Here is a 24,137-nt window from a genome sequence, read left to right on the forward strand (position 1 = left end):
GGTGGCCGGCGCCGGTCCTCGGCGCCGGCCACCCCGCCGCACCGCCTCGCGCCTCCCTCTTCTTCCCAGCAGTGGAGTTCCGATGAACGAACACACCCCGCGGCGCACGGCGCGCCGCGTCCGCATGGTGCGGTACGCCACGACGGCCACGGCCGCCGCCGGGCTCGCGCTGACCGCGATCGCCCCGACCGCGGCCTCCGCCGCACCACGCCCGGACGTCGTGCAGCAGCGCCTCGACGCGCTGGTCGAGGACGACGGGATGCCCGCCGCCCTCGCCACCGTCAAGGACCGCGACGGCCGCAGCCGCACCTACACCGCCGGCGTCGGCGACCTGGCCACCGGGGCCAGGGTCCCGGTCGACGGGCAGATCCGGGCCGGCAGCAACACCAAGGCGTTCACCGCCGTCGTCGTCCTGCAACTGGTCGCCGAGGGCAAGGTCGGCCTGGACGCGAGCGTGGACACCTACCTGCCCGGCCTGGTGCGCGGCGACGGCTTCGACGGCCGGAACATCACGGTCCGCCAGCTGCTCCAGCACACCAGCGGCCTGCCCGACTACATGGGCGCCCCGGCGCTGACCGACTTCACCACCATCCAGTACCGCTACTTCGAGCCGCGCGAGCTCCTCGACGGCGCCCTGGCCCAGAAGGCGCGGTTCCCCGCCGGGACCGGCTGGGAGTACAGCAACACCAACTACCTGGTGGCCGGCCTGCTGATCCAGAAGGTCACCGGCCGCCCCTTCGGCGAGGAGGTCACCAGGCGCGTCATCGACCGGATCGGCCTGCGCCACACCTACGTCCCGTCCACCGGGGAGACCGCCCTCCGCGAGCCCCACCCGCACGGCTACCTGAACACCGGCCCGGACGCGCCACCGATCGACTACACCGAGATGGACTCCTCGATGGCCTGGTCCGCAGGGGCGGTCGTGTCCACCAACACCGACCTCAACACCTTCTACAGCGCGCTCCTGACGGGTCGTCTGCTGCCCGCCGCCCAGCTCGCCCAGATGCGCACCACCGTCCCGGCCGAGTTCCTGGGCCCTGGCGTCCGCTACGGCCTGGGCATCCAGAGCAGGCCACTGAGCTGCGGCGGACTCGTGTGGGGCCACGGCGGCACCGCCGTGGGCTACCGGACCCGGGGCGGCGTCACGGAGGACGGCCGTGCCGTCAACATCGCCGTCACCACCATTCCGGACGCGCCCACCGCCAAGCGCATGACCGACGCGGTCGACGCGGCCCTCTGCCGCTGACTTCCGCCCGGCCCGGGGCGCGGAGCCCGTGTCTCCTCGGCCATCCGGGCCGGGCCGCGGCTGTCGGTCCGGCGATGGTGCGTGCGCACCGGCGCGCGGCCGGGCCGGCCGCGGTGGCGAGGGGGGCGTCCCCAGCGGATGCCCTTTCGTGTCGGACGCGGGCCCCTTCCCTGCGTTCGGCGGCCCCGGATCCGGGCACGTCACCCGCTCGGGCGGACGCGCGGTGAACCGGCTTGCGGAGCGTGGTGCCGGTCGAGGTACGGATGCGGTCAAGCGCGGTGGCTCCCGGGCCGAGTGCCCGGGAGCCACGAGTGGGCTGCGCGAGTCGTCGTGCCGGACGGCGCCCACTGCCTGCCCGGTCCTCGCGGATCCCGAAGTCCATCGCGCCCCGTGGACCGGGGTGTTGCAACGACCGATGGAACCCGGGTGCGCCAGGGGGTTCGCTGCCGGGCGGGAACCGACGGCCCGTCAGCGGTCCGTCGCTTCGGGGCGCCCGTAGGAACGGCGCACCGCCTCGGCGGCCTTGTCGGTCTGGGCGTCGTACTTGTCACCCGTGCGCTCGTCGATCATTCGCTCGGCGCTGTCCACGCCCTTGTCAGCCTGGTCCGGGTGGCTCTTCGCCATCTCCTTGGCCTTGTTCGCCATGTCGCCCAGCCTGCTCATGGACACCTCCCAGGGGAACGCGTACGTCTTACCCGGCCGCGAGTACCCTGCGCGCCCGGCTCCTCACCTACCGGTCCGGGAACGACGTGCTCGCGCGCCGGGTGGACGCGGGCCGTTCCCACTGCGGCGGCCCGGCGGCGCATCGGTCCACCAGCCGGCGGCACACGGAGAGCGATGACCCGGCGGACCACGGCGACGAGCGCCGGCAGCAGGCAGCCCGACGGGCGGAACGAAGACGCGGCAGCGCGCGGCAGGGCCGGAAGGCCGGACGGCGTGCTGTTCCGGGACGGGACGGAACGCCCCCGCGCCGATGAGGCAACTCGCCGACGGTGGTGGCGCGCAGCGAATCGAGCGGCCGGTCTCGCGCGGACACGGCGCGAGTTGTGCTCCCTCGTCATCCAACCGACACTCACCCGTCACCCATTTGACTGCATGTCCATGCCATTCTCCCGGGTGCCGTCTCCATTCAACCCGCGTAGATGGGACCCCGCATGCCGGCCTCACGCACCCGCCGCTGGAAGTCGGTGGCATTCGCCACGGCCGCCGTCCTGGTCGGCCTCACCGCCCCCGCCCTCACCGCCACCCCCGCAGGGGCGACCACGACGGCGTACGACTCGACGTACTACAAGAACGCCGTGGGCAAGACGGGCACCAGTCTCAAGTCCTCGCTGCACACCATCATCAGCACCCAGACCAAGCTGTCCTACTCGGCGCTCTGGGAGGCGCTGAAGGTCACCGACCAGGACCCGGCCAACAGCAACAACGTCAAGCTGCTGTACTCGGGCATCTCCCGCAGCAAGACGCTCAACGGCGGTGACGTCGGCGACTGGAACCGCGAGCACGTGTGGGCCATCTCGCACGGCAACCTGACGACCTCCACCGGCCCGGGCACCGACCTGCACCACATTCGCCCGGAGGACGTCCAGGTCAACGGCGTCCGGGGCAACAAGGACTTCGACAAGGGCGGCAGCGGCTTCACCAACTCCGGTGGCAGCCTCACCGACTCCGATTCCTTCGAGCCGCGCGACGCCGTCAAGGGCGACGTGGCACGCATGGTCTTCTACATGATCGTCCGCTACGAGGGCGGCGACGGCTGGTCCGACCTGGAGGGCAACGACAGCGCCGGCAACGGCAGCAGCCCCTACATGGGCCGGCTGTCCGTCCTCAAGCAGTGGAACGAGCAGGACCCGCCGGACGCCTTCGAGGAGCGCCGCAACCAGGTCATCTACGACACTTACCAGAAGAACCGGAACCCGTTCATCGACCACCCCGAGTGGGTCGAGGCCATCTGGTAGGACGGGCCGGCCGCGCCGGGCGGATCCGGCCCGTCCCTTTCTCCTGCTGCCGGTCAGGCGGGCGCGGGGGACGACCGGTCGGGCGCGGGCTCGACGCGGACGACGATGCCCTTCGACGTGGGCTGGTTGCTGATGTCGGCGACGCTGTCCAGCGGCACCAGGACGTTGGTCTCGGGGTAGTAGGCGGCGGCGGAGCCCCTGGCGGTCGGGTAGGAGACGACCTGGAAGCCGGCCGCCCGGCGTTCCGTACCGTCCGCCCAGACGCTCACCAGGTCGACCCGGTCACCCGGAGCGAGCCCGAGGTCGCCGAGGTCGGCCGGGTTGACCAGCACGACGTGGCGGCTGCCGTGGATGCCCCGGTAGCGGTCGTTGAGCGTGTAGGGGACGGTGTTCCACTGGTCGTGCGAGCGCATGGTCTGCAACAGCAGGTGGCCCTCGGGCGCCTTCGGGACCACCGGTTCGTTGCGGGTGAACAGCGCCTTGCCGGCCGAGGTGTTGAACACGCCCTCGTTGACGGGGTTCGGCAGCTGGAAGCCACCGGGGCGCGCCACCCGGGCGTTGAAGTCGTGGAAGCCCGGCACGATGCGGGAGATGCGGTCGCGGATCGTGCCGTAGTCACCCTCGAACCGGTCCCAGGGGATGTCCGTCCTGCCGTCGAGGGTGTGCCGGGCGAGCCGGCACAGTATCGCCACCTCGCTGAGCAGGAGGCGGGAGGCCGGTTGGAGGCGTCCCTGGGAGGTGTGCACCACGCTCATCGAGTTCTCCACCGTGACGAACTGCTCCCCCGCGGCCTGGACGTCACGTTCGGTGCGGCCCAGGGTCGGCAGGATCAGCGCGGTCTCACCGCACACGACGTGCGACCGGTTCAGTTTGGTGGAGATGTGGGCCGTCAGCCGGCACGACCGCATGGCCTCCTCGGTGACCTCACTGTCCGGAGCGGCGCGCACGAAGTTGCCGGCCAGGGCGACGAACACCTTGACGCGGCCCTCACACATCGCCCTGATGGAGTTCACCGAGTCCAGGCCGTGCGGGCGCGGCGGGGCGAAGCCGAACTCCTCCTGCAGCGCGTCGAGGAAGGTGTCCGGCATCTGCTCCCAGATGCCCATGGTGCGGTCGCCCTGGACGTTGCTGTGCCCGCGCACCGGGCAGGCGCCGGTGCCGGCCCGTCCGAGGTTGCCGCGCAGCATCAGGAAATTCACGATCTCGCGGATGGTGGGCACGCCGTGTTTGTGCTGGGTGACGCCCATCGCCCAGCAGACGATGACACGTTCGCTGCGCAGGACGTCGTCACGGACCTGTTCGATCTTCTCGCGGGTCAGCCCGGTCGCGGCGAGCACGTCGTCCCAGTCGACGGTGCGGGCGTGCTCGGCGAACTCCTGGAAGCCGGCGGTGTGGGCGTCGATGAAGTCGTGGTCCAGCACGGTGCCGGGCCGGGCGTCCTCGGCTTCCAGCAGCAGGCGGTTGAGTGCCTGGAAGAGGGCGAGGTCGCCGCCGGGCTTGATGTGCAGGAAGCGGTCGGCGATCTGGGTGCCCCGTCCGACGACCCCGCGCGGCTTCTGCGGGTTCTTGAAACGGCGCAGCCCGGCCTCGGGCAGCGGGTTGACCGCCACGATGCGGGCGCCGTTGCGCTTGGCCTGCTCCAGGGCCGAGAGCTGGCGCGGATGGTTGGTTCCGGGGTTCTGCCCGACCAGGAAGATCAGGTCGGCGTGGTGGAGGTCCTCGAGGCTGACCGTGCCCTTGCCGGTGCCCAGCGTCTCGCTCAGGGCGAATCCGCTCGACTCGTGGCACATGTTGCTGCAGTCGGGCAGGTTGTTGGTGCCGAAGGCGCGGGCGAAGAGCTGCAGGACGAAGGCGGCCTCGTTGCTGGCCCGGCCGGAGGTGTAGAAGACGGCCTCGTCGGGGGAGGCGAGCGAGCGCAGTTCCTCCGCCAGCACGCCCAGCGCGTCGTTCCAGCCGATGGGCTCGTAGTGGTCGGAGCCCGGCCGTTTGATCATCGGTTCGGTGAGCCGGCCCTGCTGGTTGAGCCACATGTCGGAGCGCGCGGCGAGGTCGGAGACGCTGTGCTCGCGGAAGAAGTCGGCGGTGATCCGGCGCGTCGTGGCCTCGTCGTTGATGTGCTTGGCGCCGTTCTCGCAGTACTCGTTGCGGTGGCGCTGCCCCGGGGCCGGGTCCGCCCAGGCGCAGCCGGGACAGTCGACCCCGCCCACCTGGTTCATGGTCAGCAGGTCCACCCCCGTCTTGCGCGGCGAGGTCTGCTCCAGGGAGTACTCCAGTGCGTGCGCGACCGCGGGCACTCCCGCCGCCCACTTCTTCGGCGGTGATACGGAGAGCTCGGTCTCCGGGGCCTCGCCGGGCGGGTTCTGCATCGTTCTGCCTCTCTCTCGCCGTGTCCGGTGGGCCGGTCAGCCGACGGGCCACTGGGCCACGCGGCTCCTGGACGGTTCCGGATGGTCGTGCTGTACTCGGCCGTTCCTGACGGTGGCGCGCCAGGCCCCGCTCTCCTGCCCCAGCCCCTCGATGAACCGCTGGTAGTCCACGAGTTCGCGCCGCACCAGCCTGGCCATCACGCGCACGGCCGTGGCCGAGCCGGCGAGCAGTCCGGCGGCACCGCGCGGCTCCAGCAGCATGCGGACGGTGAGCGCCGTGCCGCCGGCCCCGGTCGGCCGGAACTCCACCTCGCCTCTGTGGGAGGGGCGCTGTTCCAGGCTGCGCCAGGCCAGGTAGGCATCGGGGTCCTGCTCCACGATCTCCACCGTGAAGCGCCGCCGCAGGAGTCCCTGGCCGAGGGTCCAGGCGATCACGGTGGGCTGGAGCTGTTCGACGGCGCGCACCATGGTCGAGAAGCGGGGAAAGGTCGTGAACTGCGTCCACTGGTTGTACGCCGTACGCACCGGCACCGCGATCTCGACCGTCTCTTCGAGGTGGTGCTCGTGCAGCGGCCTGCGGCGCCCTCGGTCCTTGCCGTCCCGGCGCGTTTCCGGAGCGTCCGAGACGCCTTCTTGAGAGTGTCGGTCAGGCACCATCGTGGCCTCTCCTGCGGTGAGAGGCCCCCGGCGTCACGCGCAGGCTCCCCTCATGTGGTCACAGCTTCCCTTCCGGTTCCCATTTCGCGCCTATTGAGTCACCGCGGTGTGTCCGTGTCCCCGCCCGGGAGCTGCCCGAAGCGGAGTCCTCCTCGGTCGTGGGCCGTACGGACATCAGCCGGCGTCGTGGGCGCGGTGGTCCTGGACCGCGGCGCGGCTCAAGTCCAGCTCAGAGAAGAGACCCTTTGCTTGATCCGGTCATGACCAGAGCGTAGCGTCCTGCTTGCCATCCGTGATCAAGGCGGATATCTGAACAGGGGGGTTCACATGGTCCTCGGTGTGCGCCGGACCGCCATGGCGTCCGGCACCGCACTGCTGCTCTGTCTGTGAAGCATGGGCACCGCGATCGCGTTTGGCACTGATGCTCGTCTCGGCCTCGGCGAGCACCGCACCGGCCTCGGCTTCCGACCCGCGGTCGGACGCGTGGCGGCAGTCACGACCGGGCACACCTACAGCCACAACGTTTCCAGCCGTAAGGAGACCGGCTGGAAGTACTGGGAGACCTCCTCATGAGGCCGATGCCCGTGTGGCTGCCGGGCATCACCCTGGCCCCGGTGCTGTGCCTGTCTGCTTGCACATCCGACAGCGACCCGGCGCCCCACCGCGCTGCCCCGACGTCTCCTCGTGCAAGCGCGGACCCCGCGGGAGAGGAGAAGCTCTCCGCGCAGGCACAGGCGGCGCTCGACGGCTTCACCGACCGGACCCGGTCCATGGTCGAGTCGGGGGTGGAACGCGTCTCCGACGGGATCCACACCCAGCCCGACCTCTTGACCGGACACACCTACAAACTGACAGTGGCCTGCGCCGGCAAGGGAGAGGCCCGGATCGTCTTCACCCCGAGCCGGACTGCGGCGAAGAAACCCGTACCCTGCGATCTCTCCGTCGTCTTCGAACGCTTCACCGGCGGCAAGGCCGTGCGCATCGACATTGCGGGGGACGCCCGGGCGACCGGAATGATCGCCTGGCGGATCAACACCGTCTGAGTCGCTCCGAGGGGCGTCACCACGCATACTTACGCGAACACCACCCTCCCGGCCCCGGCCCCGGCCCCGGCACCGGGACACCGCCTGTGCGGGCAGTGGCGAGCGGCTCCGCCGGTCGGCCCGGGCCGCAGGTCTGGCGGGCCGTCACGATGACGGCCCAGCCCTTCGAGGACTACGGCGCGCTTTCCGCCAGGCAGATCGCCGCCCAGGTACGTGCCGGAGAACGGTCGGCACGCGAGACGGCACGAGCGGCGTTGGAAGCCGTCGCCCGACTCGACGACACCGTGAGGGCCTTCACCGAGCTGTGGCCCCGGCAGGCCGCGGCCCATGCCGCCGAGGTCGACCGCCGTGTCCGGACGGGCGAGCGGCTGCCCCTGGCCGGCGTCCCCCTCGCCGTCAAAGCCACCGAGGGACTCGACGCGTACCAGACCGCCCGCCTGGTCGCCGCCGGCTGCGTCCCGATCGGCGCCACCGCCACACCGGGAAGAGGAACGTCCTGGCAGACGTGGGGCGCCACGGACCGCGGCCCCACCCTCAACCCCCACGATCCGCGGTGGAGCCCCGGCGGCTCCTCGGCCGGCTCGGCCGCGGCCGTCGCCGTCGGCATGGTGCCGTTGGCCACCGGCAGCGACGGGGCGGGGTCGGTGCGCATCCCGGCGGCCTGGTGTGCGGTCATCGGCCTGAAGCCGACCAACGGCCTCGTGCTCGCCCGAGACCGCGCCGGGCTGAACATCGCCGGACCGCTGGCCCGCAGCGCCGCGGACGCCGCCGCCTACCTCGACGCGGTGGCCGGGACCAGCACCCTGCACGACCTCGCACCTCCGCCTCGACCGCTGCGTACCGCCTGGTCGGCCACACTCGGCTTCGCCGAGACGACCCGCCGGATCAGCGACGCCGCCCACGCGTTCGTGCGCCGCCTGGCCGACGCCAACGCCCTCGCCCCCTGCGATGTCGCGCTCCGCCTTCCTGACCCCGCTCCCTGCTGGGCCGCCCTGCGTGGGAAGGAGGGAGAGACGCACCGTGCGAGGGCCGCACGCACCGCCCTTCTTTGCGCGCTCGACGACGTCTTCGACGAGTACGACGTCCTCGCGACACCGACCACGCCCAATCCCCCCCACGGGCACCACGGTCCCGGCCACACCATGAGCGTCGCTCTGACGTGGGCATTCAACATCACCGGGCACCCTGCCATCAGCATTCCGGCCGGATGGACCGCAAAGGGTGAGCCGGTCGGTCTCCAACTGGTCACCCGGCCGGGACGGGAGACCGACCTCCTGGCCGTCGCACTCTCCGCCGAAACGCTTCCCGCCGGCCCACCACCGCACGGAAGCGATCTGCGGCACTCGGAGAGAACGGAACATGACTGACCCGCACCTGCGGCAGCCACCGCTCACCCGCCCTCACGACAGACCGGCCTCTGCGGCAGTGCGGACGCTGCCCCTGTCACCGGTGCCCGGCAAGGTGGCCGGGAGGCGTCGTACGGCGGGGACGCAGAGAAGTGCGAGGGCGGCGGGGACTCCGATGATCGTCATCGCGTACAGCGTGGGCCGCACGCCGAGAGACGCGGACACCGGGCCGGCGAGCGCGAGGCCCAGCGGCATGAGTCCCGCCGACAGCAGATGGTCATAGGAACTGACGCGAGACAGGGCGGCTTCGGGCACATGTGTCTGCAGTGCGGTCTCCCAGATGACGAAGAAGAGGGAGACGGCGACGCCGGTGACCGCTTCAAGCACTGTTATCAGGGCAAGTGAGGCGCCGGACCCGATGATGACCGCCTGACAGGAGGCCACGGCGAGCGCCGCGGCGGCGAGCGTCATGGGGTGCTTCACCTTGAGACGGTAGGCGCAGACGTCTCCGACGACGGAGCCGACACCGAAGCCCACGGTCACGACCGACCAGCTTGCCGCACCTCCCCACTCCTCATCGGCCAGGACAGGTCCCAGTACGAACACCGACGGCAGGACGACGACGTGGTAGACCGCCATGGCGGCCATCCCCGACCACACCCACGTCCGGCTGCGCACCTGCTCCCAGCCGGCGCGCAGTTCCCCGAGGAACGTGTCCCCGGCGGCGGATCGTGTCGTCCCTGCTGCCGTACCGCGAGGTCTCAGCCGAGCCAGGATCGCCGCACTGGCCGCGAAGGTCAGGGCGTCCAGGGCCAAGGCGCTGCCGGGGCCGGCCAACGCGACCAGGCCACCGGCCAGGGCCGGACCGAGCACCAGTCCGGACGACTGGACGAACCCGCGCAGAGCGTTGGCCTCCCGCAGCCGGTCGGCCCCGACGACCAGCGGTATCAGCCCTGTGGCTGCCGGCATGAAGAACGCGTCCGCCGTGCCGAACACGATCATCAGCACGACGAGGTGCGGAACCTCCGCGACGCCGGTCAACAGCAGTACCGCGATGAGCCCCTGCACAGCGAACCGCACCACGTCCGAGACCAGCATGATGCGGTGCCGTGGGAAACGGTCTGCCCTGACGCCGCCCGCCAGGGTGAACAACAGCATGGGCAGCAGTCCTGCGGCTGTCACCAGTCCCACGTCGGAGGCGGATCCGCCCACCGAGAGCACGGCGAAGGGCACGGCCACGAACGACACACGGTCGCCCAGTACCGACAGGGCCTGCCCGATGAACAGGCGGGCGAACTGCGGTTCGTCACGCAGCACGCCAGGAATCAGAGACTTCACGCGAGGACCGATCAGGGGCGGACAGGAACTGCAGCGCCCGATGGTAAGCAGTGCCGTCTTCGCCGGTCACCTGAATTCTCCGGGGCAGGCACGCGGCGGGTGCCGGAGGGGAGGCTCCCCGTCCGGCACCCGCCGTTTCGGCACTGCCGTCACTGGCCGCCGCCCCGCCACCCCCTGTGGCGGGCTCTGACGGGTCAGAGGTTCGGGCTCACCACTGAGCCTTGCAGTTGATCAGCTTCGTCTTGCCGAGCTTCCGGTCGCAGGCCCAGACGCGGATGTCCTTCTTGTTCTTGAAGGTCCAGGAGCCGAAGCTGCCGACCTTGACCGCGTACCGGGGCTTGTAGTGCCAGGCGCCGCCCGACCAGGTGTAGTACGACAGAGCGAACACCGCTTGGAGGCCGTTCCCGGCGATCCTGTCCCGCGCGCCGGTATTGGAGAACGATCCCCCGTAGATGCGCTCTCCGCTGCCGGTGTAACCGGTCACGCGGTAGCGGTAGGTGCCGCTGATCTGGGTGTTCCCGCTCAGGCTCCGGGCGTTGATGTAGTACGTGGTGGTGGCACGTGCCGTGGAGGCGTGGGCGGGTGCCGCCGCCACCACACCGCCGACCAGTGCTGCGGTGGCCGTGAGTGCGGCCGCATGCCTGCGAGCGTTCATGGGTTCCCCTTCCCCCTAGGGCATCCTCGGGTCCTTCTGCGCACTATGAGACAGCACGGGGGAACGAACGGGCTTGCATGGTTTCCGCCATTTCGCGGAGCCGGAGGTCGGGAAGAAGCATGGATCTGCGGCAGGGCGAGCCGGACCGCTGCGGTCTGTGGGTCGACCGGCAGCGGAGTGTCCAGCGGCTCGGCGGTCGGCCGGTGGCGCATGGGCCGTTCCCGCGCCGGGGCGGTCAACGCGAGTCTTTGCCGCGGTCGACGAACCGGCATCGGCCGACAGGACTGAGGGCCGCCCGCGCCCCGATTGCCCGGAGCGGGGCGGCCCTTGCGCAGTTGAGGCGGTCCCGCATACGGCAGTGCCGCACCGGCCTGTCCACGCCCGAGGCGGTCAGGCGCCGGCCCGGTCGCCCTGTGCCGCCGGAGCGGTGGCGGGCTGCCGCGCCGCAGCCCTCTCGCCGCGCATTACCAGCAGGGTGACGATTCCACCCACCGCGGCGATGGCGGCGGCCCAGGCGAAGGCGGCACTGAAACCGTCGGTGAGTGCCGGCAGGTCGCCCAGCCGGCCGGCGCCCTGCGAGGTGGCCACCGCGGTCAGCGCGGCCAGGCCCAGGGCGGAGCCCACCTGGTAGGTGGTGTTGACGATGCCCGAGGCGAGGCCGGCCTGCTCCTGCGGGGCGCCGGACACGGCGGCCATCATCGCCGGGATGTAGGCGAGTGACATGCCGAGCGCGGCGACCAGCGAGGCGGGCAGGACGTCGACGGCGAAGGTGCCGGTCGGCTCGACGGCGGACAGCCACACCAGCCCTGCGGCGAGGACCAGCAGGCCGACGCCGATCAGCGGCTTGGCCCCGAACTTCGCCAGCAGCTTCGCCGTGACGGCGGTCATGAAGATCATCAGCAGGCCGGTCATCGGGAGCAGCGCGGCACCCGAGGCGAAGGCGCCGTAGCCGAGCACCTGCTGGAGGTAGAGGTTGAGGAAGTACCACATGGGGATCCACGCGGCGCCGAGCAGAGCCATCGCGAGGTTGGCGGAACCGAGCCGCGGCACGCGCCAGATGCCCAGCGGCATCAGCGGCTCGCGCACCGTCTTCTGGATGACGAGGAACAGCACGAGCAGGGCGGCGGCGCCGACCAGTTGCAGGACGGTGCCGGTGGAGGTCCAGCCGGCCTCGGGCGCACGGACGACGGCGAAGACGGCGAGGGCCAGACCGGCGGTGACCGCGGCCGCGCCGAGCACGTCCACGGAGCCGCTGCGGCTGCCGACGGCGGGCAGCAGCTTGGTGGCCGCGAGGGTGGCGAGACCGATCGGGAGGTAGATGATGAAGACCCACGGCCAGCTGAGCCACTCGGTGAAGACGCCGCCGAGGAACACGCCCGCCGTGCCGCCGGCGGGCGCGGCGGCACCGTACAGCGCCATGGCCTTGCCGAGCTCCTTCGGGTCGTGCATGAAGAGCATCATCAGCAGAGTCATGGCCGATGGTGCGATCAGCGCACCGCCCACGCCCTGCACCGCGCGGCCGACGACCTCGACCCAGGCCGTCTGCGCGGCCGCCGCGACGACGGATCCGGCGATCAGGACGACCCAGCCGGTGGTGAAGATCTTGCGGGCGCCCACCAGGTCGGAGAGGCGGCCGCCGAGGAGCAGCAGTCCGCCGAAGGCGATGACGTAGGCGTTGAAGACCCACTGCAACTCGCCCTGCGAGAAGCCGAGGTCCTTCTGCATCTCGGGGAGCGCCACTCCGATGATTGACGTGTCCATGATTACCATGAACTGGGCAGCGGCGAGCACGACCAGTGCCCACCAGCGGCGGGGATTGACGGCTGACATGGGTTCACCCTTTCCGGCATATACCCCTGGGGGGTACCTTCGCGGTGCACCGTAGCATACCCCTGTGGGGTATATGGGGCTGCTGATAGGCCCTCACCTCCCTTTCCCTGGGTCCTGTAATCGGACGAAAGCCGGTTACAGGACCCGACTCGGCTCCCACGCCGACCGCCCCCGCCCGAGGTGCGGGCGGGGGCGGTCGGACACAGGTGGTCGGGCTGCGGGCCCTCTCGACTGACACGACGGCTCAGAAGGGGTCGTGCAACCGTCGAACGGGCGGCGTGCGGTGGCCCGGCCGATGCCGCGGGCGGCAGACGTGAGCGGAGACAGATCGGATCGGTTGTGGGGACCGGCCGCCCGGTACCGTCCCGCACGCCTCCTCACGAGTCGGTGGGCGGCGGTGCCGGCGGGCGCTTCCGGCCGACAGGACCGGTCGGTCATGGCGCGCCGTTCCACCGGCCGCCCGCTGCTACACCCCTGTTACACGCCCGCCCCGGCACAACGCGTGCCACCACCGGCCGCGCCCCTTCCCGCCCGTCCGGGACCGGAGCCCCCTGGGACGGACCCGGGACCCGGTGGATCTTGACGTCGTCGGCCTGGTCGCGCCTCAGGGCCGGTCGGTCACGTCCTCCTCCAGGGCGTGCGCTGCCGCCTCCAGCGTGGCGACCAGCGACGGCAGGCGCTTCGGGTCGTAGCGCACGCTGGGCATGGACACCGACATGCCGGCCAGCGTGGTGCCGTCCCGGTCGCGTACCGGGACGCCGACGGCGATCAGGCCCCGCTCGGAGCGTTCCTTGTTGACGGCGAACCCGTTGCGGCGCAGACGCCTCAGCTCGGTGCGCAGTCGGGCGAGGTCCGGCCGCTCGGCCAGGCGGTCGCGGTAGCGCTCCGGCGCGTACACCGCGGCCAGTTCCTCGTCGGTGAGGTCCACGAGCAGGAGCAGCCCCGCCGTCGTGCGGTGGGCCGGGAATACCATGCCCTCACGGGAGCCGACCCTGAGCGCCTGCCGGCACTCGACGCTGGCGATGAACCGGGCGGTGTCCCCGGTGCGCACGATCAGGTTCGTCGTCTCGTCCAGGAGGTCCACGACCCGGTGCAGGTGCGGCAGGGCCGCCGCGCGCAGCCGTGACACCAGGGACCGGGAGTGCGCGCCCAGCTCCAGCACCGGCCCGGCGCGGTAGACGCGGTCCTCGCCCTGCACGGCGAAGTCCCGGTACACGAGCATCGCCAGCAGCCGGTGGGCGGTCGACCTGGCGACGCCGAGGCGCTCGGCGATCTGCGACACGGTCGCGCCGCCCTCCATCTGCAGCATGGTCGCCGCCCGCAGCGCGTGGTCCACGGTCGCGGTCGGGTAGGGCGGCGGCGTCTTGAGCGGCTTGTCCATGGAAACGTCAACTACGCGGCCGCGTATGCCTTCAGGCGGATCAGCGGCGGTGAGGAGGACTTCCACGCGGCACGGGATCGGTACCGTGCGGCACGGCCGGGTCCCGAGCGCGACGGTGTCGACATGGGCGGGGCTCCGACTTCGACGATCCGGAAGAGATGCGCCGCCGCCTGGCCCGGCTCGCCGCGCTGTAGCTGACGCCAGGGCACTGCCAAGCGCGGTGGCGTCCGGTCGGTTCCGGGGGCCGCGTGTCCTCAGGGCGGCGCCGTGCGGCCCCACTCGTCGGCCGCCACCACGGCACAGGCCGCGACCAGGACGACGTTCTTGATGATGTACTGGCCCTCCATGGTGGGCACCGGCATGCCCCGCTGCCACATCTCCCCGGACAGCAGGAGCAGCGCCGAGAAGACTCCGGCCATGTGGGCGAAGAAGGCCGTCAGGGCCACGCGGAGCAGCACGCCCGTGACCAGGCCGAGGCCGATGGCCGTCTCGGCCACCGCCAGCATCCGCAGCGCCGCGTCCGGCGGCAGCAGCCCGAGGGTGAGCTTCGTCGCGGCCCGCACGGCGACCCCCTCGGCGGGACTCGCCGCGGGGAAGAACTTCAGGACACCGAACCAGAGGTAGACCGCGCCGACGCACACCCGCAGCAGCACCGGACCGCGCCGATGGACCCGGCCGGCCAGTGACCGCGCCGTCCGGGCGCTCCGCGCGCAGCTCCCGATGTCCGCCCCGGCCGGCCCCCGAGGGGCGCGCGGGCTTCGCTCGCCGACTCTCTCCACCGCGGTACCCGCCCTTCCAGCGCTCGTCCGAGGCTCCCGGCCGCCGCCGGTCGGCCGGGAGAGGGGGAGGTGAGGTGCCCGGTGCCCGGGGCGGACGGTGCACCGTCCGCCCCGGGCACCGGGACATCCACCCGCCGGTCCGGGGACCGGCTCGTCCCGGCAGGGCCGGGCCGGGCAGCGTCAGCTGACGTTCACGTCCACGCAGGCGTAGAAGGCGTTGGGGGTGTCGGCGATGTTCCACACCGCCAGTACCTTCTGACGGCCGGTCAGGCTGCCGAAGTTCACCTGGTGGGTGACGGTCGCACCCGGCTGGCGGCCACCGTCGTTGAACTCCGCGATCTTGCGGCCGCCGGCGTAGTACTGCCACGTGGAGGTGGCGTGCCGGGCCGTCAGCTGCCAGTTGAAGCTGGTGGTGCGGCTGACCGGGGTGACCTTCCAGCCCTTGCTGTCGTTGTCCAGCTCCGCGAAGGCGGCATTGCCCCCGCTGCAGCTCGTCAGACCCTTCGGGCCCTCGACACTCTGCGGCTCGTACTTGATGGAACCGCAGGAGACCGTGCCGGCGGCACACTGCGCCTGACGGCTGGGCGGCGTGGAGATGTAACCGTGCGCGCTGGCGCTGCTGGCCGGCAGGCTGACGGCCAGGAGCGGGGCGATCCCCGCGCCGATGGCGGCGGCCAGCATCTTCTTGCTCTTCATGACAACTCCTGTGTGGGGGTCGGCGCCCACCCGCCCATGAGCAGGAAGGCATGAGCATGTCATGCAGCACTCCCATGACCGCGGGGACGGCCACGAGTGCGAGGGAAGCGTACCCCGCTTGGTCTAGACCAAACTAGGGTGCGGGGCGCATGCGCCCCCGGGACTCACTCCACTGAGAGTTAAATCCGGCGCTAAAACCACAGGACCAGTCGGCAGTCACAGCCCGAGCCCTTCGACGGTGGCGTGCGGCCGGATGGTCCCCGCGGAGGCGGCCGTACGGGGGTTCCGCGGTGGTGCGGCCGTGCGCCTACGGGTACTCGTGCGCAGGCCACAGCGACGATTGTCGTATTTCCCCCTCCCCCGCTTTCCTCCGCTCTCCCTCCGCTCTCCCTCCGCTCTCCCCTTCCCTTCCCTTCCCTTCCCTTCGAGAGGTGTTTGATCGTGACGGACGCAGCAAGCACCGGTCCCGGCTCCGGAGACGACCGGCGCATCCTGACCAACCGGCAGGGCCACCCGGTCTACGACAACCAGAACCAGCGCACCGTCGGCGCCCGGGGGCCCGCGACGCTGGAGAACTACCAGTTCCTGGAGAAGATCAGCCATTTCGACCGGGAACGCATCCCGGAACGAGTGGTGCACGCCCGCGGTGTGACCGCGTACGGCTACTTCGAGGCGTACGGCGCCTGGGGCGACGAACCCATCGACCGCTACACGCGCGCGAGGCTGTTCCAGGAGCGCGGCAAGCGCACCGACGTGGCACTGCGCTTCTCCACCGTGATCGGCGGCCGGGACTCCTCCGAGGCGGCCCGCGACCCGCGCGGCTTCGCCGTCAAGTTCTACACCGAGGACGGCAACTGGGACCTGGTCGGCAACAACCTGGGGGTCTTCTTCATCCGGGACGCCATCAAGTTCCCGGACGTGATCCACGCGCTGAAGCCGGACCCCGTGGTCTTCGAGCAGCAGCCGAACCGGATCTTCGACTTCATGTCGCAGACCCCGGAGGCCATGCACATGCTGGTCAACCTGTTCAGCCCGCGCGGCATCCCCGCCGACTACCGGCACATGCAGGGCTTCGGCGTGAACACGTACAAGTGGCTGAACGCCGAGGGCAACAGCGTGCTGGTCAAGTACCACTGGATGCCCAAGCAGGGCGTGCGGTCCATGACCGAGGAGGACGCCGCGAACGTCCAGGCCGGCTCCCTGGGCCATGCCACCAAGGACCTGTACGAGGCCATCGCGCGCGGTGAGTACCCGGAGTGGGAACTGCTCGTGCAGGTCATGGAGGACGGCGAGCACCCGGAACTCGACTTCGACCCGCTGGACGACACCAAGACCTGGCCCGAGCAGGACTTCCCGCCCAAGCCGGTGGGCAGGATGGTGCTGGACCGGATGCCGGAGAATTTCTTCGCGGAGAACGAGCAGATCTCCTTCGGCACCGGCGTACTCGTCGACGGCCTGGACTTCTCCGACGACAAGATGCTCGTCGGCCGCACCTTCTCCTACAGCGACACCCAGCGTTACCGGGTGGGCCCGAACTACCTCCAGCTCCCCGTCAACATGCCGAAGGACGTCCGGGTGCGCACGAACCAGCGCGACGGCCAGATGACGTACCACATCGACGGCGGCGCGGAGAACCCGAGCGTCAACTACGAGCCGTCGATCCGGGGCGGGCTGCACGAGGCGGAGTACCCGACCCACGACGAGCAGGGCCCCGAGCTCCATGGCCGGCTCACCCGCAAGCGGATCCCCCGCACCAACGACTACCTCCAGGCCGGCCAGCGGTACGCGCTCATGGAGCAGTGGGAGCGCGACGACCTGGTGAAGAACCTGGTGGGGCAGCTCTCCCGGTGCGACCGGCCCATCCAGGAGCGGATGGTGTGGCACTTCCTGCTGGTGGACAACGACCTCGGGCTCCGGATCGGCGAGGGGCTCGGCATCCGCCCGGAGGACGTCGCGGACCTGGAGCCGCTGGCCGACCAGGACCTCACCGAGGAGGACAAGCAGCGTCTGTCGAACCTGGGCAGGAACCCGCCGCGGGACGTGGAGGGCCTCACCATGACGCACTGCGTCCCGGACCAGCGCCACGAGGTCTCCCGCTGACGCTGTGACCCCCGGCCGGGACCCGGAGACCGCCGGCCCCCGGCCGACCGCTGAAGCGTGATCGGCTGGCCGGAAGACGGCCCGCATCACCGGCCCTCGCCGGCCGGTACGGACGGCCGGGCCGGGGCTGGCCTGGGCCGGAAAACGAAGCGAGACATTTGCTCGGGAATGCGCGTCAGGACGGTATTGGACCGTTTTTCCCTGCGCTCCCTCCCTGCTCCGTGCGCCCCCCTTTCTGCTGCCTGCCACCCCGTGCCCTTGTCCGTGCCTGCGGGTTGGCCAGGAACTTTGACGCTGGTGACGCTCCCGGCAGTCCTGGACCCGGTGGGGCGAGGCAAGCGGAGCAGCGGCCCCTGCCTGGGACGCCCACGCATCTGACCAGCGGCTTCTTGTCATCGGCACAGCGGAATCGGCCATGCGCCCCCGGATGCGTACGTGAGCCACCCTGTGCACGCGCACTTGCTCCTTATGCTTCGGAGCAGGCACCGGGAAGTGCCCTGTGGCGCTGCGACCGGCCGGGCCACTCCCCCTCGACGGGCTCTGGAGCCGCAGGGGGCGAGGAGCCGAGCGTCACGTGTTTCCGCAAGTGAGGTGGCCTGCCCGTTCGTCTCTTGGCGGGGTCCGACGGGCAGGCCGACAGCCCTGAGGAGGGCCCAACAATGACGGTACAGGTCAGCGCAAGCGCCGTGGTGATCATCGCGATCGCCACGGCGGTGGGCGTCGTCGTCTACAGGTGGAGTCAGCGCAGGACCGAGGCCGGAGTGCCTCAGCAGCGGGGCGACCTGGGACAGGCCATCGGCGCCGCGGCAGCCGTCGGCGCCCTGCTCGCCGCGGTGGTGGCACTCTCGGGCCAACCGGCGGCGGCCGACCCGGCGACACCGGACCCGGCCACCACGCCCGGCACTTCGGCCCCGTCCTCGAGCCCGTGAGGCAACGGACGGGCGCGCGCCTGGTCGCGACCCCGAAGTTCCGGTGCACCGAGACGCCCGGCCACGCGGCCCCTACCGCGACCGGCCGGGGCGGATGGGCGGGCCCGGGAGCCCGGTCACGGCAGGCACCGGTCTGTCAGACTCCGCGCCTAGTCTGAGGTGGGGATCGATCGAGGAGTGGGGCAGTGCGAATAGAGCGTCACCAGGTGGGCGAGGCGGCCGTGTCGGCTGCGTGTGAGGACTTCACGAACCGCATCGGGGGCCAGGTGCGGTCGATGTCGAGGGGCGGCCGGATGACCACCTGCGCATGGCAGTCGATCGCGGACGAGTTCCTCGACTACCTGGGCGCCCTCTCCGTCGCGGCCCCCGACCTCGACGGCCCGGAGGCCCAGGCCGCCCTCAAGGACGCCTGCGAAGCCGCGGCCGGCGCCGTCGCCTACGCCGCCTACCACCCGCACTGCAGCTTCCAGGTCTTCCTGGAGTACGTGAACTTCGGCATGGGCTACGACCCGGGGGACGACGAGCCCGAGGAGAGCGTCACGCCCGGGGAGTGGATCGACGCGCTCTGCCTCGCCGTTCTCAGGGACAAGGCCGGGTGGCACGGCGAGGCCTTCCACTTCGCTCGGAACAAATTCGCCGCGCGGGCGCGGAGCACGCCCCCCGGCGAGCTAGCCACCGGGCTGATGGCCGTGGTCCTGGACGACACCGGCGACGACGAGGAGTACCCGCCGAGCGCGCGGGCCAGGCTCGCCGCCGTCGACGCGGCCCTCGACCGCGTCCGTGTGCGCGCCGAGGAGACCGGCGAGCCCCTCCTGGACCAGCCGGACAGCGCAGCGCTGCGCACGCTGCGCGCCCTGGCCGCCGAGGACCGGGAGGCCTTCGACGCCGCGCTGGCCGGCCTCCTGGCCGGACACGCCGCCCGGCACGGCTCCACGACCTCTCCGAGGACCCTTCTCCCGCTCGTCCCCATCGCCCTCGCCGCTCTCGCGTACCGGACGCTGGGCTGGACGTCCGCCGTCCGCAGCGACTACCTCCCGCACGCGCTGATCACCGGCTTCCAGACGCGAGGACCACGGGTCGCCGCGTTCGGCCGCGACCGGCGGCCGGACGCGGTCGCCGCGCTCGCCGCGGGCCCGCTGGTGGTGGAGCGGCCGGTCCGCGAGCGGACCATGCACCCGCGGACCGAGGCCATTTACGAGAGGCATGTCGAGGAGGCGTTCACCGCCGTCGCCGGGGAACCCCTCGCCGTCCGGCGGCTCGACCGCGTCCTGGCCGACCAGACGCGTCTGTTCAAATGGCGGGTGGGAGAACCCGGCGGTCTCACGGACGCCCGGCTCGCGCCCCTGCGGCTGGCCTCCCGGACGGGGGCGGCCCTGTTCCGCATCGCCCTCGCCGAGCCGGGAACCGAGGTCGAGGTGACCGTCGACGGCCGCACGCTGCGCTGCCCGGCCGAACGGGCCGAGGTGGCCGGCGCCCACAACTGGCAGAAGGCCGTCGCTCTCGCCCTGATCACCGGAGCCCGCGAGGACCTCGCCCCGCTGGTCCTCACCGGTCCCGCCTTCGCCCGCCCGGACGGATCCGCCTTCAGCGCCTACCGCGAGGCCCTGCACGCCTACCTGACGGGCACCGACCCCGAACAGGCCGTACAACGGGCGCTCCAGCAGACCGAGAGGGCCGCGGACTGGGGCTTCGCCATGCCGCCGGCCGTGCTGCTGTCGCAACTCGTGGAGGGCGACGAGGAGAGCTTCAACCTCGCCCTGGCCGACGCTCTCGAAGCCCACCGCGCCTACTACGCGGTCGCCGAGCGCGCCGACGATCCGGATGCCTCGGTCGACCTGGACATCCTCGCCCTGGCCTGTCACGCCCGCCGCCGGGGCTGGGCCGTCCGCGTCGAGTCCCCCTACCTCCCGCCGGACCTCCTGCGAGCCGCCGAACCCTTCTGAGTGAGCTGGTCCGGGGCGGCGGCCGGGTCGGAGCCGGTGCGCGCCCGGTCGGCGGTGCGGTCGTGCGGGCCGGTCGCGAAGGTGCGGGCGCGCAGTGCCCGCGCGGGGGGTCGCGGACGGTGCAGACCATGGCGGTGACGTCGACGACGGCGGCGGGCGCGGTGTCCGCCAGGGGGTTCGCCCTGGCCCGGATCACCGCGCCCGCTGGGCGGCAGTGCTGTAGGCACCCGGCGGCCGTCTGCTTGCCGAAGTGCTGCCGGTCCCCCGCTTCCGCGGTCCGTCAGGGGGCGCTCACGCCGCGTTCGGGCCTACGTCGGACGCGGTGAGGGGGCGGCGGACCGGGGCCTGGGTCGAGTACTCGTCGGCGCCGACGTCACGGGAGCTGTCGCGCGGGTGGCCGTCGATGTCCTCGCCCGGGGGCAGGCCTGCGAGCGTCGCCGCGTCGATCGCGGGGCTGCCTGCCGACAGCCGGGAGACACCGTCGGAGTCCTGCCGCAGGAGCGGGTCGACCCGGCGGTATCCGCCGGAGGGGATGTTGCCGTTGGACGCCGCACCCCACAGGATGTTGCCCTGCCAGCGGAAGTTTCCGGTCTCCTTCATCGCGACCAGGCTGCCGGTGCCGCCGACCAGGAGGTTGTCGGCGATGACCGCGTCCTGGGGCGCGTAGGTCCGGTCCTCGCCCGAGATCGGTCTGGCGCTGTCGACGAAGGTGTTGTGGATGATGAGCGCGCGGTCGCACGCGTCGTTGCCCCGCCTCTCCTCGGTCGTCTCGCCCGGGTTGTGGTCGCGGGTGGTGCCGCTGCCGATCACCAGGGCCCGGCCCGTCAGGCCGCCGAAGTAGTTGTTGATCACGGTGTGGTCGTTGCCGTAGAGGCGCACGCCCTCGGTGCCGCCGAGCAGGTAGTTGGCCTCCACCGTGGACTGGTTGCCGTGCCGGAGCACGATGCCGCCACGGCTGTTGCGGAGGGTGTTGTACCGGATGGAGTTGCCGGACGACTTCACGGAAATGGCTTCGGGGTCTCCGTCACACCGTTCGAACAGGTTGTACTCGACGACGGCGCCGGCGCTGGACAGTGCGCGGCTGCTGACGCCGAGCCGGATCGACTCGCCGCCGTTGTCGCCGGCGTAACTGTGGTCGCAGAAGTGGTTCCTGAAGATGTGCAGATTCTGGGCCATGGCGGTGGAGCCGGGACCGTCGGCGACGACGAAGATGCCCTCGGTCGTCTTGTCGTGGAAGCGGTTGCGGTCGATCTTGGTGTTGTCGCCCCGCACGACGACCCAGTCGAGTCCGCCGATGTCGGCGAACCGGAAGTCGTTGCGGGTCAGCCGGATGCCCGTACAACTCGCCGGGATCTCCAGGGTGGTGCTCTGCCGGAAGGCGAAGCCGCTGATGGTGATGTTGCTGGAGTTGCCGAGGACGAAGCTTTTCGTCCCCTGCAGCACCGCTCCGCCACGGGACTGCGCGACGATGGTGATCGGCGCGTCGGCGGTGCCTGCTCTGCCGGAGATGCTGATGGGTTTGTTCGAGGGGACGGTGTAGGTGCCGTCGGCCAGGACGATCCGGTCGCCGGGCTTCGCCGCGTCGATCCTGGTCTGGAGGTCGGTCAGGGAATCGACGGTCACCGAGGCCGCCGCCGCGCCGGCCGACAGCGCCGGGACGGAGGCGAGCGCGGCGGCGCCCAGCAGGGTGCCGGTGAGGAACGTACGTCGTTGCATGAAGTCTCCTGTGAAGCGAGAGGTGCCGGGCCGGCCCTCCGGGCAGGGGAGGTGCCGTCGGCTGGGAAGTGCGCGTGTGACCCTCAGGGCGGGCCGGGGTCCGGCCGTCCGCGCAGCCGCGCCTCGGTGACCGCGTGGCCCGCCCATGTCGTCGGAGTCCGCGCCTCGCCGTTCGCCCGCGCCGGGCGTGCGGCCGTGGACCGGCTACTTCGGGTCCGGGTTGCGGGCCCAGTCGGTCCAGTACCCGTTGACGTTGCGCAGGCGGTACCACCCGAAGCCGTCGGGCATGATGACGTGGACGGCGAACTCCCAGGGCCGCTCGTCCGTGATCACCACGGCGCTCACCGCCACGCCGCCCATCGACTCCCACGCGCTCCAGTCGCCGTCGGAGTCGGTCCAGCGCGTCCACACCGCCCGCTCGGTGCCCACCACGAAGACCTGCTTGGTCCCGTCCGGCAGCTTCTTGGTGGTGATGCCGAACTCGCACATGTAGGAGCGGCCGCCGGTCGTGCAGCCGTTCGCGGCCTGTGCGGCCGGCGGGACGGCCACGGCGAGGCTCGCCGCGGCGGCGACCGCGACGACGGCGGCCTTGATCTTGTTCACGATTGTCTCCCCCGTGAAGGCCCGTCCTTCCGGCCCTGCCTCCTGTTGTCGTACAGCCAACCCGTCGCGGGTCGTGTGCGACCAGGAAGTTCCACCGGCAGAAGTCGCGCCCGCCCATTCCTGCCGGATTCCCCGCCGTCGTGACGGCTTCCGGCACCTCACCGGTGCGGTCAACCAACGTTGACGACCGAAGCTGGGTCAACTAAGGTTGACCCATGACCGGAGTTGACATCTCGTCGATCACCGAGAACGCCGATCCCCTCGCAGCACTGCGCGAGGCCGCAGCGCTGCGCCGCCGCCTGGAAGGGCAGGAAGAGGTTCTGGTGCACCGGGCGCGGGTGGCGGGGACGACGTGGACGCAGATCGCCGAGGCGCTGGGCGTCTCGAAACAGGCCGTGCACAAGAAGTACGGCGGCCGGCGCCTGTTCGGCCGGACGGAGGCATGACGCGGTCATGACCTCGCTCCTCGACGATCTGGTACGACGGACGGCGGAGCGGCTCGGCGCCCGGCAGCGGGGCGCCGTCGTGGTGGGCGCCGTGCGGGGCGGGCGGTCCGCGCTGCACGGCGCGGACCCCGGCACGCTGTTCGAGATCGGTTCCGTCACCAAGACGTTCACCGCGCTGGCCCTGGCGCGGCTCACCGTGCGCGGCGCCGTGAGCCTGGACCAGCCGCTTCGCGACCTGCTCCCCCGCGACATCACGGCTCCGGAACGCGGCGGTGAGGTCATCGAGCTGGCGCACCTGGCCTGCCACACGTCCGGCCTGCCCCGGTTGCCCAAAGGCCTCCTGCCGCGGAGCCTGTTCCGGTCGGACCCCTACGCCGGCTGCACGGGCGAGTTCCTGCTGGACGGATTGCGGCGCACCCGTCTGCGGTCGGTGCCCGGTACCCGTTTCCGCTACTCCAACTTCGGCGCCGGCCTGCTCGGGCTCGTCCTGGCACGCCACACCGGCACCGGCTACGACGCGCTCGTCCAGGACGAGATCTGCCGGCCCCTCGGCATGACCGACACGCGCGTGGTGCTCGACCCCGGACGCACCGCACGACTGGCCGGCGGCCACTCCCGCACCGGCCGCCCCCGCCCGCCCTGGCACCTGGCCGCCCTCGCCGGCGCCGGCGGCCTGCACTCCACCGTGCCCGACCTGCTCACGCTGGCCCGGGCCCAGATCGGCCCCGCACCCGGGGAACTCGCCGAGGCCATCGCTCTCACCCACACCACGGCCCACCGCATCAACGCCCGAGCCGCCGTCCATCCCGGCTGGATATCGGCCGACCTGCCCCGAGACCGGCACCGGATCCTGTTCCACGCCGGCGGCACCGGCGGTTACCGCAGCCTGCTGGCCGTAGCCCCCGAACACCGGGCCGCGGTCGCCGTCCTCAGCGCCGGCGCCCGGCCGGTGGACCGTCCCGGCCTCGACCTGCTCGCGCGGATCATCGGCTCCGGGCCCGGCCCGGACCCCGTCCCCGCCGGCACCGGCGCCTGACCGCCGGCCCGCACCGGCAGGCCCGACGCAACGGGATGTCCCGCTGACCCCGGCAGGCCGCGGCACCCG

At 71.6% G+C, this 24,137-nt stretch carries 20 protein-coding genes; 9 read left to right on the forward strand and 11 right to left on the reverse strand.

Going from position 1 to position 24,137, the window contains the following annotated elements; all coding sequences use genetic code 11:
- Positions 1–82: 82 nt before the first annotated feature.
- Complete coding sequence (locus tag ACZ4K2_RS30165; RefSeq protein WP_467480564.1) at positions 83–1,246, forward strand: serine hydrolase domain-containing protein; 1,164 nt, start codon at positions 83–85, stop codon at positions 1,244–1,246.
- A gap of 468 nt (positions 1,247–1,714) precedes the next feature.
- Here ACZ4K2_RS30165 and ACZ4K2_RS30170 read toward each other — a convergent pair whose 3' ends face one another.
- A complete protein-coding gene (locus tag ACZ4K2_RS30170) occupies positions 1,715–1,909 on the reverse strand; it encodes an antitoxin (RefSeq protein WP_467480562.1) in 195 nt (64 codons plus the stop codon).
- A gap of 491 nt (positions 1,910–2,400) precedes the next feature.
- On the opposite strand from ACZ4K2_RS30170, the gene ACZ4K2_RS30175 reads away from it, so the two are divergent.
- A complete protein-coding gene (locus ACZ4K2_RS30175; RefSeq protein WP_467480560.1) occupies positions 2,401–3,204 on the forward strand; it encodes an endonuclease I family protein in 804 nt (267 codons plus the stop codon).
- 53 nt (positions 3,205–3,257) lie between these two features.
- On the opposite strand, the gene ACZ4K2_RS30180 is transcribed toward ACZ4K2_RS30175, so the two are convergent.
- On the reverse strand, positions 3,258–5,570 hold the full coding sequence (locus ACZ4K2_RS30180; RefSeq protein ID WP_467480559.1) for an FdhF/YdeP family oxidoreductase: 2,313 nt from the start codon (positions 5,568–5,570) through the stop codon (positions 3,258–3,260).
- 36 nt (positions 5,571–5,606) lie between these two features.
- Positions 5,607–6,227 carry an SRPBCC family protein gene (locus ACZ4K2_RS30185; protein ID WP_467480556.1) on the reverse strand — a complete coding sequence of 207 codons (621 nt, stop codon included), beginning with the start codon at positions 6,225–6,227 and terminating at the stop codon, positions 5,607–5,609.
- 569 nt (positions 6,228–6,796) lie between these two features.
- Between ACZ4K2_RS30185 and ACZ4K2_RS30190 the strand changes: the two genes are divergently transcribed.
- On the forward strand, positions 6,797–7,270 hold the full coding sequence (locus ACZ4K2_RS30190) for a hypothetical protein (protein WP_467480554.1): 474 nt from the start codon (positions 6,797–6,799) through the stop codon (positions 7,268–7,270).
- 149 nt (positions 7,271–7,419) lie between these two features.
- Entirely contained in the window at positions 7,420–8,637 is a 1,218-nt protein-coding gene (locus tag ACZ4K2_RS30195; RefSeq protein WP_467480552.1) for an amidase, read from the forward strand.
- Positions 8,638–8,670: 33 nt separating this feature from the next.
- Here the strand turns inward: ACZ4K2_RS30195 and ACZ4K2_RS30200 are convergent, their stop codons facing one another.
- The 6 genes from ACZ4K2_RS30200 to ACZ4K2_RS30225 form a co-directional block, all read right to left on the reverse strand.
- Positions 8,671–9,933: an MFS transporter gene (locus tag ACZ4K2_RS30200; RefSeq protein ID WP_467480548.1), complete on the reverse strand. Its 1,263-nt coding sequence runs from the start codon at positions 9,931–9,933 to the stop codon at positions 8,671–8,673.
- Between the two features lie 229 nt (positions 9,934–10,162).
- Positions 10,163–10,609, reverse strand: a complete 447-nt coding sequence (locus ACZ4K2_RS30205; RefSeq protein ID WP_467480545.1) for a hypothetical protein — start codon at positions 10,607–10,609, stop codon at positions 10,163–10,165.
- A gap of 390 nt (positions 10,610–10,999) precedes the next feature.
- Positions 11,000–12,439, reverse strand: coding sequence for an MFS transporter (locus ACZ4K2_RS30210; RefSeq protein ID WP_467480543.1), 1,440 nt, complete (start codon positions 12,437–12,439; stop codon positions 11,000–11,002).
- A 604-nt stretch (positions 12,440–13,043) separates the two neighbouring features.
- Positions 13,044–13,820: an IclR family transcriptional regulator gene (locus ACZ4K2_RS30215; RefSeq protein ID WP_467480540.1), complete on the reverse strand. Its 777-nt coding sequence runs from the start codon at positions 13,818–13,820 to the stop codon at positions 13,044–13,046.
- 254 nt (positions 13,821–14,074) lie between these two features.
- Positions 14,075–14,473, reverse strand: coding sequence for a DoxX family membrane protein (locus ACZ4K2_RS30220; protein ID WP_467480538.1), 399 nt, complete (start codon positions 14,471–14,473; stop codon positions 14,075–14,077).
- A gap of 306 nt (positions 14,474–14,779) precedes the next feature.
- Positions 14,780–15,295, reverse strand: coding sequence for a lytic polysaccharide monooxygenase auxiliary activity family 9 protein (locus ACZ4K2_RS30225; protein ID WP_467769984.1), 516 nt, complete (start codon positions 15,293–15,295; stop codon positions 14,780–14,782).
- A 441-nt stretch (positions 15,296–15,736) separates the two neighbouring features.
- Between ACZ4K2_RS30225 and ACZ4K2_RS30230 the strand changes: the two genes are divergently transcribed.
- The 3 genes from ACZ4K2_RS30230 to ACZ4K2_RS30240 all read left to right on the forward strand — a co-directional run bounded on the left by ACZ4K2_RS30230 (position 15,737) and on the right by ACZ4K2_RS30240 (position 20,267).
- Positions 15,737–17,395 (forward strand): catalase, encoded by a 1,659-nt coding sequence (locus ACZ4K2_RS30230; protein WP_467480306.1) that lies wholly within the window; start codon positions 15,737–15,739, stop codon positions 17,393–17,395.
- Positions 17,396–18,054: 659 nt separating this feature from the next.
- On the forward strand, positions 18,055–18,324 hold the full coding sequence (locus ACZ4K2_RS30235) for a hypothetical protein (RefSeq protein ID WP_467480308.1): 270 nt from the start codon (positions 18,055–18,057) through the stop codon (positions 18,322–18,324).
- A gap of 206 nt (positions 18,325–18,530) precedes the next feature.
- Positions 18,531–20,267 carry an immunity 49 family protein gene (locus ACZ4K2_RS30240; RefSeq protein WP_467480386.1) on the forward strand — a complete coding sequence of 579 codons (1,737 nt, stop codon included), beginning with the start codon at positions 18,531–18,533 and terminating at the stop codon, positions 20,265–20,267.
- 291 nt (positions 20,268–20,558) lie between these two features.
- Here ACZ4K2_RS30240 and ACZ4K2_RS30245 read toward each other — a convergent pair whose 3' ends face one another.
- Entirely contained in the window at positions 20,559–21,983 is a 1,425-nt protein-coding gene (locus ACZ4K2_RS30245) for a chondroitinase-B domain-containing protein (RefSeq protein WP_467480310.1), read from the reverse strand.
- Positions 21,984–22,187: 204 nt separating this feature from the next.
- Positions 22,188–22,586, reverse strand: a complete 399-nt coding sequence (locus tag ACZ4K2_RS30250; RefSeq protein ID WP_467480312.1) for a DUF8189 domain-containing protein — start codon at positions 22,584–22,586, stop codon at positions 22,188–22,190.
- Between the two features lie 215 nt (positions 22,587–22,801).
- Between ACZ4K2_RS30250 and ACZ4K2_RS30255 the strand changes: the two genes are divergently transcribed.
- Entirely contained in the window at positions 22,802–23,032 is a 231-nt protein-coding gene (locus ACZ4K2_RS30255; RefSeq protein ID WP_467480314.1) for a hypothetical protein, read from the forward strand.
- Between the two features lie 7 nt (positions 23,033–23,039).
- Entirely contained in the window at positions 23,040–24,068 is a 1,029-nt protein-coding gene (locus tag ACZ4K2_RS30260; RefSeq protein WP_467480316.1) for a serine hydrolase domain-containing protein, read from the forward strand.
- The last annotated feature ends 69 nt before the right edge of the window (positions 24,069–24,137 follow it).

This window comes from Streptomyces sp. NPDC025833 (assembly GCF_055558055.1).